At 45.2% G+C, this 11,962-nt stretch carries 12 protein-coding genes; 3 read left to right on the top strand and 9 right to left on the bottom strand.

Annotated elements, in window-relative coordinates:
* Positions 1-9: 9 nt before the first annotated feature.
* Positions 10-663 (bottom strand): hypothetical protein, encoded by a 654-nt coding sequence (locus A3739_RS24630; protein ID WP_068476154.1) that lies wholly within the window; start codon positions 661-663, stop codon positions 10-12.
* A gap of 124 nt (positions 664-787) precedes the next feature.
* On the opposite strand from A3739_RS24630, the gene A3739_RS24625 reads away from it, so the two are divergent.
* Positions 788-1,033: a DUF6868 family protein gene (locus A3739_RS24625; protein ID WP_068476155.1), complete on the top strand. Its 246-nt coding sequence runs from the start codon at positions 788-790 to the stop codon at positions 1,031-1,033.
* A 23-nt stretch (positions 1,034-1,056) separates the two neighbouring features.
* On the opposite strand, the gene cobB is transcribed toward A3739_RS24625, so the two are convergent.
* Genes cobB through A3739_RS24595 form a run of 6 tightly spaced genes read right to left on the bottom strand, consistent with a single transcriptional unit; the run spans position 1,057 to position 4,961 of the window.
* Entirely contained in the window at positions 1,057-1,770 is a 714-nt protein-coding gene (cobB, locus tag A3739_RS24620) for a Sir2 family NAD+-dependent deacetylase (RefSeq protein WP_068476156.1), read from the bottom strand.
* A gap of 56 nt (positions 1,771-1,826) precedes the next feature.
* Complete coding sequence (locus A3739_RS24615; protein ID WP_068476157.1) at positions 1,827-2,342, bottom strand: DNA-deoxyinosine glycosylase; 516 nt, start codon at positions 2,340-2,342, stop codon at positions 1,827-1,829.
* 15 nt (positions 2,343-2,357) lie between these two features.
* Positions 2,358-3,554: a formate-dependent phosphoribosylglycinamide formyltransferase gene (gene purT / locus A3739_RS24610; protein WP_068476158.1), complete on the bottom strand. Its 1,197-nt coding sequence runs from the start codon at positions 3,552-3,554 to the stop codon at positions 2,358-2,360.
* A 28-nt stretch (positions 3,555-3,582) separates the two neighbouring features.
* Complete coding sequence (locus tag A3739_RS24605; RefSeq protein WP_068476159.1) at positions 3,583-3,768, bottom strand: DUF1289 domain-containing protein; 186 nt, start codon at positions 3,766-3,768, stop codon at positions 3,583-3,585.
* A 55-nt stretch (positions 3,769-3,823) separates the two neighbouring features.
* On the bottom strand, positions 3,824-4,354 hold the full coding sequence (locus A3739_RS24600) for a gamma carbonic anhydrase family protein (protein ID WP_068476160.1): 531 nt from the start codon (positions 4,352-4,354) through the stop codon (positions 3,824-3,826).
* A complete protein-coding gene (locus A3739_RS24595; RefSeq protein WP_068476161.1) occupies positions 4,332-4,961 on the bottom strand; it encodes a CoA pyrophosphatase in 630 nt (209 codons plus the stop codon). Before A3739_RS24595 ends, A3739_RS24600 begins: the two co-directional genes overlap by 23 nt.
* A 119-nt stretch (positions 4,962-5,080) precedes the next feature.
* Between A3739_RS24595 and A3739_RS24590 the strand changes: the two genes are divergently transcribed.
* Positions 5,081-5,662, top strand: coding sequence for an NUDIX hydrolase (locus A3739_RS24590; RefSeq protein WP_068475428.1), 582 nt, complete (start codon positions 5,081-5,083; stop codon positions 5,660-5,662).
* On the opposite strand, the gene A3739_RS24585 is transcribed toward A3739_RS24590, so the two are convergent.
* Both A3739_RS24585 and purL read right to left on the bottom strand, forming a co-directional pair.
* Positions 5,659-5,988, bottom strand: coding sequence for an NGG1p interacting factor NIF3 (locus A3739_RS24585; protein WP_068475423.1), 330 nt, complete (start codon positions 5,986-5,988; stop codon positions 5,659-5,661). The genes A3739_RS24590 and A3739_RS24585 overlap by 4 nt on opposite strands.
* 479 nt (positions 5,989-6,467) lie before the next feature.
* Positions 6,468-10,370 carry a phosphoribosylformylglycinamidine synthase gene (purL, locus tag A3739_RS24580; protein WP_068476162.1) on the bottom strand — a complete coding sequence of 1,301 codons (3,903 nt, stop codon included), beginning with the start codon at positions 10,368-10,370 and terminating at the stop codon, positions 6,468-6,470.
* A 168-nt stretch (positions 10,371-10,538) separates the two neighbouring features.
* Between purL and mltF the strand changes: the two genes are divergently transcribed.
* Positions 10,539-11,960 carry a membrane-bound lytic murein transglycosylase MltF gene (mltF, locus tag A3739_RS24575; protein WP_068476163.1) on the top strand — a complete coding sequence of 474 codons (1,422 nt, stop codon included), beginning with the start codon at positions 10,539-10,541 and terminating at the stop codon, positions 11,958-11,960.
* Positions 11,961-11,962: the final 2 nt, after the last annotated feature.

The following is an 11,962-nucleotide window of genomic DNA, read 5'->3' as shown; positions in this document are numbered from 1 at the left end:
CTATAGCTATTAGCTTGCACAATAAGCAATTGCCTTATCATATGATTCGAGAAACAACTGTTTGATTCTGAATCGCGTATAGGTTTCGTCTTGATAAATACGTTGATAGCCCGCCACGATGGCTTCTACAGCATCGACGGCTAAGCGAAATTGTTCATACTGAAATGTCCAGTCGGGTAGGTCAGTTTGAACTTCCGTCGGTTCAGAAGTGCAGCTTTCGAGTAATTCTTGATAACCAGGAATCGCATCATTAACGCTTACTGGATTGATCGCACCAAGTGCCGCGCGGAAGCGATCAATTTTAGATGCTAACTGATTTTTACCTTCCTTCGGATTGCCCTCAACTTGGTTATAGGTTTCTGAGGCGACCAATAAAAATTGGCCGACTTCAGAATCATCCGGCTGACTGAGAAAGGTATTAATATCGATTAAAGGCTCACAGTACTCATTATCTGCGCCCATTTGAATTAACAGTTGCCGTTCGTATAGAAAAGGCGGCTGATCAAGCACACTGAGCTCCAAAAGGTTTTTTGCTTGCTCCAAACGAAGACCATTTTGGAAAGAGCACTGATATTCCGCATGAGCCGTCAGACTCACGCAAAGCATTACAAACAAGCAGATAAATCGATTACACATTAGAAGTTTTCCAAAACGACCAGTCATGGCTAACAAGGCTAGTCGATTTTTTTAATGCAGACGCAGAAAACAGAGCAATGTTGATCTTAAACAAGATCAGATAGTAAAGATAAGCTAGATTTAAATTATCACTTATTAAGGAGGGATTTCGATGAACTTAGATGATGCGGTGACATTTTTTGGCTGGGTTAGTACGATCAACCTCGCTTACCTAGGTTTAGCGACTTTCGCCGTTGTCGTATTCAAAGCGCAAATGCTTGCGATACACAATCGCTTGTTTGGACTAAATGCAACGGCATTGAGCACCAGTTATTTTAAGTTCCTTGCGAATTACAAAATCATGACCTTAATCTTCTGTGTCGCTCCATACTTAGCACTTAGATTTATGAATAGTTAAATTCATAAATAGCTAAAAGCACGCTACGCCAACAGATCTTTAACGAAGCTCGGTAACACTTCACCAGCCTTGCCTTGAATGGAGCGAGAGAAACTCGAGTGCACGGCAGAGGGCTTTAGGTTGATCTCAATACTATCTGCACCTGCATGATTAGCGACTTCAACAAATCCCGCCGCAGGATATACATGACCTGAGGTACCGATCGATATAAAGGCATCGCATTGTTCAATCGCTTGATAAATCTCATCCATATATAAAGGCATTTCACCAAACCAAACGACATGCGGACGCATTTGAACCATTGCACCACAGTTTTCACATACTGAATTTGGTGTCGTATCGACGCGTGACTCCTGTACAAATTCACAAGACTGACAACGCTCCTTAAGCAACTCTCCGTGCATATGTAATACATTTTGAGAGCCTGCACGTTCATGCAGATCATCAATATTCTGCGTCACGAGTATAAATGAATGGCCTGCTAACTGCATCGCACGTTCAAGATCTACTAATGCCCTGTGGGCTAGATTGGGCTGAATATTTGGCGAAAGTAAAAACTGACGACGCTGATTGTAGAACGATTGAACAAGTTCAGGATTGCGTGCAAAACCCTCTGGAGAGGCAACGTCTTCAATACGGTGTTCCTCCCACAAACCGTCACTCGCTCTAAAAGTTTGGATACCAGATTCTGCTGAGATACCAGCTCCCGTCAGTACAACGACAGATTTATACTTCATTCCAACTCCTTTCGTTTAAATAGGCGTTTGCTGAAATTAAGTTCTTTATCATGTGCCTAGCGCTTTAATGACGCTAGCCATACTCTTTTTTTCTCACTGAGTGACATTGCCACATAGGCAGGACTCGTCGAAGGCATGACACCGCTATCAATGCCCTTATCGTTAAGATATTGCTTTCCCATGTGCTTAAAAAAAGTTTTTGCTGATGCTTGTCCGTTAAACAACACCAACGATAAGTCTGGGTGTCGTGCGATAAATGCATCAAAGTCATTAACGATGACCGTATCAGGCGCGATATCAGAATCCATACTTCCGGGACGATGACAGCTAGCAATCGTGTCCCATACGCTTATACCTAGAGCAGTCAAAGCGCTAACTCGCTCAGAATAAGCGGAATCATAAGGAACGCCTGAAAACTCTGCCATAATCTTCCAAAAGGCGTTTTGCGGATGACCATAATATTGCTGTAAGGAAAGGGATTTTTGACTCGGCATACTGCCTAAAATCAAGACCCGTGTGCTAGCGCTTTCAATCGGAGAAAACGCATGATCAAGCAAACGGGAAGTAGGCATAGAGGTTTAAGAAAACTAGTTGAGCTTTGCTACAACCGAGCTAGAGGCGCGCTTCGCTTTTTCTAAGGCGCTTTCAAGTTCATCAGCTCGTGCTAACGCTACCCCCATTCTCCGTTTGCCTGACACTTCAGGCTTTCCAAATAATCGAAGCTCAGTAAGCGGCTCAGATAAGGCTTGTTGAATACCAGTAAACACCACGTTTTGGCTTTCACCTTCAACTAACACCACAGAAGACGCAGAAGGCCCTAGTTGAGAAATACGCGGAATCGGCAAACCTAAAAACGCACGTGTATGCAATGCAAATTCTGACAGGTCTTGCGAAATGAGCGTCACCAAGCCCGTATCATGCGGACGAGGAGATACTTCACTAAAGAATACCTCATCGCCTTTGATAAATAATTCCACACCAAACAGCCCACAGCCACCCAAACTACTCGTTACTTTATCTGCGATGACCTCAGAACGCTCTAGTGCCAAATCAGACATTACTTGCGGCTGCCATGACTGCTGATAGTCACCATCTTTTTGCACGTGGCCAATAGGCGCGCAGAAACTTGTCGTGAGATCATCTCCGTCTTTGTGGCGAATAGTTAGCAAGGTGATTTCGTAGTCAAAATCAACACTGCCTTCAATTATGACTTTGCCCTTTCCAGCGCGACCACCGGATTGTGCGTATTCCCAAGCTGATTCAATCTGATCCGCTTCGCTTAAACGACTCTGCCCTTTGCCAGAAGAGCTCATAATAGGTTTGACGAAACAAGGGAAGCCGATGCGCTCAATGGCGGCTTTAAAATCATCAATGTTATCAGCGAACTCATAGGTAGAGGTTGGCAAACCCAACTCTTGGGCAGCTAAGGTGCGAATGCCCTCTCGGTTCATCGTCAAGTTCACTGCGCGAGCCGAAGGCACGATATGCACGCCCTCTTCTTCGAGTTTAAGCAGTTCAGCCGTCGCAATCGCTTCAATTTCAGGAACAACAAAATCTGGTTTTTCTTTTTCAATGACCGCACGCAATGCGACTGGGTCAAGCATATCAACAACATAAGAACGATGAGCCACGTGCATGCCGGGCGCATTTTCGTAGCGATCAACTGCAATAACTTCAACACCCAAGCGCTGAAGTTCAATCACCACTTCTTTACCAAGCTCACCCGCACCACAAAAAAGTACTTTTGTTGCGTGACTAGTCAGCGCCGTTCCTAATGTTGTCATTGTTGTTTTCCTTGTTGTCGCTCACGACCTATATGTAAGAGCCTTTTTCGCGCTCGCGAACGCGTTCCATAATCTCAGCTTTTTCAGGTTCTGATTTCATTCCCCAACCTGCTATTTCTTGGCCGGTACGGTGACATCCAACGCACACGTCATTTTCGTCTAGGGCGCAAATACTCACGCAAGGAGAGGCAATCGGTTTACTTTCTATACTCATTCTTTACTTCTAACACAGAGAGGAAATCTTAAAAATCACCCCATAGTTTTACTAACTATGCATCTTCTAGCTGTTTCAAATGCTTTTGATAGCGCTGAGAATTCGACACATAATGCGCTGCACTTAGCTCCAGCATTTTCATTTGCTGGTCGCTGAGAGTGCGTTTAATTTTGGCGGGGCTTCCTACCACCATTGAACCGTCAGGGATTTCCATATTTTCTGTGATTAATGCATTCGCACCAATCAAACAATGCTTCCCAATTTTGGCGCCATTTAACACTACCGCGTTGATGCCTATCAAGCTGTAATCACCGATCGTACAGCCATGCAACATGACATTGTGACCGATAGTGACGCCCTTGCCTATATTAAGAGGAAATCCGGGATCGATGTGCAATACCGACCCGTCCTGAATATTGCTTTGCGGGCCAACAACGACTTTGTCATTATCTGCACGGATTACAACGTTGAACCAAACGCTCGCGTCCTCATGCAATTCAATATCACCAATCAAGCTCGCATTAGGCGCGATAAAGCCTGGAGCACCATGTTGAACAGGTTGCTTATCGTTTAGGCTGAATTTCATCTCTATCCTTCAGGTAGTCATCAAATATTGTTATTCTTGCATCCATTGCGACATTCAAAAACTCAACCAGCACAATCGCTGTGAGCCCCCAAATTTCATAACGGATACCCTGATAGTCATACTCATACGATGGAACTGCAAGAGAGGTTCCTTTGTAGGTCATTTTATCTCGACGAATAGGTTGTGCATCTAAAAAGAAGTCCAATGGAACGCGAAAGACACTTTCAATTTCATAGGGGCTGGGTACCACTGAAATATCATGGTCAACAAGTCCAACAAAAGGGTTTACCTGTATACCATGAAGAGAAACGACCTGACTCAGGCCACCAATGACTTCGACCGAACTCGGCGCAATACCTAGTTCTTCATGCGTTTCGCGCAATGCAGTATTAATGAGAGTTTCGTCGGTGTGATCGAACTTACCCCCTGGGAAGGCAACTTGACCACTGTGCGTAGAGAGACGCGACGAACGACGCGTCAAAATAACCTCAGGTCTAGCAGTATTGCGGGTAATTGGCATTAACACGCCAGCTTTGGGAAGCTCAGCACCTAATTGTCTAGGTTGATAATCACTAAGACGACTTTCGAACTGCTGTATAAGACTCATGAGGTAGTTCAATAAATTTGAGATTGGGCACCTTAGCATAGGGTTTAGGGATTGTTAATTGAGTCTGTGTGCTAGAGAATGTCGCGCTAGCCAAAAATAGAGAATGGGCACATTTTGATATGAACTTTTGCAGTAATTGCGGCCATGCCGTTCAACAGAAAATTCCAGCCGACGATAGTCGACTTCGATACGTATGCCCTCAATGCGAGACCATTCACTATCAAAATCCAAACATTGTCGCGGGCACACTTCCCGTATTCGAAGATAAAGTACTTCTTTGCAAGCGAGCCATTGAACCGCGCTATGGCTATTGGACACTGCCTGCAGGATTTATGGAAAACCAAGAAACGACCATGGAAGCAGCAGCACGAGAAACATGGGAAGAAGCCGAAGCAAAAGTAACGCTGCACTCCCTGTTAACCGTTATCAACGTTCCTCAAATCAATCAAGTCCATATGTACTTCTTGGCCACACTCATTGATGGCGAGTTCGGCGTTGGAACGGAAAGCCTTGAGTGCGCATTGTATACAGAAGAAGAAATCCCGTGGGATGAGCTAGCCTTCCCTACCGTTAAACGTACTTTGAAGCGTTATTTTGCGGATAGGAAAGAAGGGAAATTTCCCACGCACGTGTCTGATACATTCCGAGAACCGAGAGAGATCGATTTTGCAGCAACGCTGGGTGAAGACTGGGTGCGCTAAAACTGCGTCTCGAGTTTTATCACATGGTAAGCGGGTTCTTCATAAGGATGCGCATTCTTTAATGCTTGCACTGCGTCCGCGATATGTTTTGCACTACACACCATATCGACTTTAGCCTCCTCGACTTCGCTTAATTGATCTACTTCGCCGATGGTAGGATTTGCCAAACCGATTGGCTTAAACTGGCCAATGCCTCGCGTTTCAAACGAGCAATGTTCATAGTTACCTATCCTTCCCGCACCAGCTGCAAACACAGACTTCTTTACGAAATCACAATCCGTTACAGGCACGTAAAAGCTCAAAAAATAATCTGGTTTTATCGACATATTCTTACTCACAAGATCTGTGGATAACTCTGGGGATACTTAGTCTTAACTTGCGTCAAAACCGCATAAAATAAGCTTTTGAAACAGCTTGCGGGCTTTTTGATCAAAAAATAAATAAATCAATAAAATCAATAATTTAGATTTGTCAATGTGTCAAAATACTTTTTTTATGCACAAGTCGCCATACACCTTGCCGTAAACAGCCAAGTTTGTGCATAAGAATTCCAACGCACCAAAAAAATGCATTGACAGAGTGAAGATTAGATGAAATAGAGACTGCGTATTTCTTATCATAAATGCTGCGAAAAAGTACTTTCAGGCCGCAACGGGATTTCAGTATGGCACAAAACTTTACATTTGCATGTTTATTTTTAGACAAGTTTTTTAGAAAACAGGACAAATTAAAAGCACTAAGTTATATAGGCAAAAAAAATGGGGTCAGAGCAAAGCTCTAACCCCATTTAAATTAAAAGCATTCGTTATTTAAAGAATTCTCGAGCGTTCTGGAATAAGCGCAACCATGGAGCATTTTCACCCCAACCTTGCGGATGCCATGAGTTCTGAAGTGTTCGATAAACACGCTCAGGATGCGGCATCATAATCGTCACACGACCATCAGAAGAACTTAAACCCGTTATCCCCTCAGGAGATCCGTTAGGGTTAAACGGATAAGCTTCCGTCGCAGAACCATAGTTATCAACATAACGCAATGCAACTTGAGACTGTGCCTGTAAGCTAGCTAGTGCATTGTCATTACTAAACTCAGCGCGCCCTTCTCCGTGCGCCACAGCGACCGGTATACGCGTTCCCGCCATTCCTTGCAACATGATTGAATTTGATTCTAACAACTCAATCATCACTGCACGCGCTTCAAATTGCTCTGAGCGATTACGCACAAAATGCGGCCATAAATCTGCACCAGGAATAAGCTCACGCAAGTTCGACAACATCTGACAGCCGTTACACACGCCCAAGACTAGGGTCTGATCACGATCAAAGAATGTTTGGAACTGATTCTTAACTTGCTCATTGAACAAAATCGATTTTGCCCAACCTTCACCTGCACCAAGTACGTCGCCATAAGAGAAGCCACCACATGCAACAAGCGCATTAAAATCAGCTAGATCTACGCGTTGAGCGCCGAGGTCACTCATGTGCACATCTTGTGCTTCAAATCCTGCTCGCGTGAATGCTGCAGCCATTTCTGTTTGACCATTTACGCCTTGCTCACGCAATACAGCAATACGAGGTTTGGCCCCTGTATTAATATAAGGCGCAGCAACATCTTCATTGAGATCAAAGCTCAATTCAGCATGTAGACCAGGATTGTTGGCATCAGCTAAAGCATCAAACTCTTGCTGTGCACATTCTGAATTATCACGCAGGCTTTGCATTTTATAGCTGGTTGTAGACCACAGTTGCCACAAGCTAGAACGAGAACGCTCAATGACCGCTTTACCGTCAAAGCTACAACGCACCATGTCGTCATCATTCAATGTGCCGATCACTAGCGTGTGTTCACCTAATCCTGCAGCAGTAAACTGCTGAAGCACTTCCTCGGTATCGGCAGCATTGACTTGAATCACCGCACCAAGCTCTTCATTAAACAATTCACGGGCAAAGTGTGAATCATCTTCAGCAAGCTGATCGAGTTTGATGTCAACACCCACATGGCCTGCGAAGGACATCTCTGCCAAAGTCGCGAATAAACCGCCATCTGAACGGTCATGATAAGCCAATAGCTTACCGTGTTTGTTTAAGCCCTGAATCACAGCAAAGAAGGCTTTTAAGTCTTCAGAGTCATTAAGATCTGGCGCGATCGCACCAACCTGAGAATATACTTGAGCCAAAGCCGAACCGCCCAAACGGTTTTGACCGTTTGCAAGGTCAATCAAAATCAGATCAGTTGCTTGATCAGATACTTGCAGCTGAGGCGTTAGGGTCTGACGAACATCTACAACCGGTGCGAACCCTGAGATGATCAAAGACATTGGCGACACAACTGACTTATCTGCGCCGTCTTCTTTCCAAACTGTCTTCATAGACATCGAGTCTTTACCGACTGGTATCGAAATGCCTAGCTCCGGACACAATTCGATACCCACAGCTTCGACAGCTTTATATAAGTTGTCATCTTCACCTGCGTGGCCTGCCGCAGCCATCCAGTTAGCAGACATTCGAATATCCCCTAACTGATCAATCGATGCTGCAGCCAAATTTGTTACTGCCTCTCCAACCGCCATTCGGGCGGAAGCTGCTGCATCGATCACGGCGATCGGAGTACGCTCACCCATCGCCATAGCTTCACCAGCGTACCCATCAAGATCAGAACTCGTTACCGCGACATCTGCCACAGGTACCTGCCAAGGCCCAACCATCTGATCACGGGCAACCATTCCTGTGATACTGCGGTCGCCGATTGTAATCAGGAAGTTTTTACTCGCTACACTCGGCAAACTTAAAACACGATCTACCGCTTCGTTAATATCAATACCGGTAGAATCGAAAACTTCTTTCGTGAACTTGCCCGACTCCACACTTCTGTGCATTTTAGGCGGTTTGCCGAACAATACCGACATCGGCAAATCAACAGGCTTATTCTCAAAATGCGGATCATCAAGCGTCAGCTCATGCTCTTCTAACGCTTCACCAACAATGGCATAAGGACAACGCTCGCGAGCGCAAAGCTCTTCAAACTTAGCTAGGTCTTTATCCTCAACAGCCAACACATAACGCTCTTGGGATTCATTACACCAAATCTCATGCGGCGCCATACCCGGCTCATCGTTTGGCACTTTGCGCAAATCAAAGCGACCACCACGACCACCATCTTTCACCAATTCAGGAAAGGCATTAGATAAACCGCCAGCGCCCACATCGTGAATGAAAGCAATCGGGTTTTGATCACCAAGTTGCCAGCAGCGGTCAATCACCTCTTGGCAACGACGTTCCATTTCAGGGTTTTCACGTTGCACAGATGCAAAGTCTAAATCTGCGTGACTTGAGCCAGAGTCCATTGACGAGGCAGCGCCACCGCCTAGGCCAATCAGCATTGCTGGGCCACCCAGTACAATTAGTTTGGCACCTACTTTGATCTCGCCTTTTTCAACGTGCTCGCCACGAATATTTCCAAGACCACCAGCGATCATAATCGGCTTGTGGTAGCCTTTGACTTCACGTCCTAGTGGACTTGCCACTTCTTGTTCAAACGTACGGAAATATCCCGTTAGGTTCGGACGACCGAATTCATTATTGAACGCAGCACCACCAATCGGCCCATCCAACATAATATCTAATGCGGAACAAATGCGGTCGGGCTTACCAAAATCTTGCTCCCACGGCTGTTTGAAGCCCGGAATATTCAAGTTAGAAACCGTAAAACCAGTCAAACCCGCTTTAGGTTTAGAGCCTTTACCCGTCGCACCTTCGTCACGAATTTCACCACCAGAACCCGTCGATGCACCACTAAAAGGTGAAATCGCCGTTGGGTGGTTGTGAGTCTCTACTTTCATCAGGATATGAATATCTTCTTCATTTCCTTCGTAGACCTTCGTTTCTGGATTAGGAAAGAATCGCTTGCCCTTCGAGCCTACAATCACTGATGCGTTATCTTTATACGCAGATAAAACCCCTTCTCCGCTCAGTTGATTTGTATTCTTGATCATCGCAAACAACGATTTATCTTGAGCTTCCCCATCAATATCCCAAGACGCGTTGAATATCTTATGACGACAATGCTCAGAGTTCGCTTGCGCAAACATCATCAGTTCTACATCGCTAGGGTTACGCCCAAGATCGATAAATGCTTTGGTCAGATATTCAATTTCATCTTCCGCGAGCGCTAAGCCAATTCGCTTGTTGGCTTCAGTCAAGGCATCTTGCCCATAGGCAATCACATCGACCGTACTTAGCGCTGCTGGCTCTGACTGTTTGAACAGAAGTTCTGCACCCGCAAACTCATGGAATACAGTCTGTGTCATGCGATCGTGAAGCACGTCAGACAATGCACCGACAGTATTTGCATCAAGATTCCCATCAACACGCACATAGTAAGCAATACCACGTTCGATTCGTTTGATCTGATCAAGCCCACAACCTAAGGCGATATCTGTTGCCTTACTCGACCATGGGGAAATCGTTCCGACACGAGGCACAACTAAGAACAATTTGCCTTCTGTCGCTTCCAATTGGCTCTTCGGGCCATATGTTAATAAGCGATTCAATACACTGAGTTCTTGTTCACCAATGGTATCTACTGCGTCTACGAAATGCATAAACTCGGCATATACCGATTCGACTGCATTATTTATTTCTCGTAATTGGGCAAGTAGAGACTGTTGCTTAAAGGGGGATAAAGCAGGTGCACCGCGGAGTTCCATCATAATTCGGACCAAGCCTCATTGGGTGAGATGTAGAAAGGCGCGTATGATACTTCAAACGCATTTCACTGTTAACAATTTAACGTGCATAGATCAATGCTCGCTCAAATGTTCATCATTCTCTATACTGATTAAGCTATAAATTTAATAATTACTGTCTGAAGTATTCTTTTGAATCAATCTCTTAGCAAATCATTATCGCAAGCAAACTATCTGTTTTGCTGCCTTATTCTTGCGCTTAGCTTAGTCGGCTGCGAACAACCCAGCCAACTCGAGCAAATCAAAGAACGTAAGACTCTGCACGTGATTAGCAGAAACGCACCGGGCATTTATTATGAGGGGCGCGATACGAGTGAAGGATTTGAGTATGAGTTCGCTTCACTCTTTGCCAAAAATCTTGGGCTAGATCTCGACGTCAAAGTTGCCGGCACACGCGCTCAGATACGCTCCGCACTCGACAACAACTACACCAACATGGCCGCTTCAATGATGGTACTCAGTGAAGCCAATACCTCAAAGTATAAACACAGCGAGCCCTTTCTAGAAACAACTCCTTTGATTGTGTATCGATATGGCTCAAAACGCCCACGTTCTATCGCGGATCTATCCGGAAAAACGATTGCTGTTGTGAGCGACAGTGACTTGGTCACTGAACTTGAATCGCTGATATTCAATCATCCCGATCTAAAATGGGAAACCGTAAACAGCGACACCGAAGAATTGATACGCATGGTTCAAGACAAAGAGGTTGATCTTGCCCTCGTTTACTCACTAGAACTGAAACTTCACCGCGCTTTTTATCCTCGCGTCCGCCAAGCCTTTGAATTTGGCTCAAGCAAAGGCATTGCTTGGTTTTTCCCAAACAACAGTGACAATACTCTGATTAACGCAGCCAATGCATTTATCCATCAATCCAATGAAGATGGCACATTGATGCAGTTAGAAGAACGCTATTATGGCCATCTAGCGCAAGTGAACTATGTGGGCGCGCGCACCTTCATTCGCCACACAAAACAACGCCTACCAAAGTATGAGGATACCTATAAAAAGTACGCGACCGAATACGAAACCGACTGGCGTTTGATGGCCGCAATGGGTTACCAAGAATCTCACTGGCGACCTAATGCCGTCTCACCAACGGGAGTTCGAGGTTTGATGATGCTCACTTTGGTCACCGCTAAAGAAATGGGCATTAAAAATCGTCTTGATCCGATTCAAAGCATCAAAGGCGGCTCTAAATACTTCTCTAAAATACACAAACGTATTTCCGAAGACGTCCAGGAACCCGATCGGACATGGTTTGCGCTGGCTTCTTATAATGTTGGTCTCGGACATCTTGAAGATGCCCGCATGCTGACCGAGAAAGGTGGCAAGGACCCAAACAAGTGGGCGGATGTGAAAGATTTCCTACCTCTTCTTCAACAGAAGAAATACTACTCACAAACAAAATACGGTTATGCGCGCGGTAAAGAGCCAGTGATCTACGTGCAAAACATTCGTCGTTACTATGACGTATTGCGTTGGCTAGATGAGAGTAAACGCAGAGAGCGCCCCAAAAACACCATAAACTTCGACGAAAACCTAGTGCGATAGTC

The organism is Oleiphilus sp. HI0067 (genome assembly GCF_001635735.1).
This window is presented reverse-complemented; position numbering and strand designations above follow the sequence as displayed.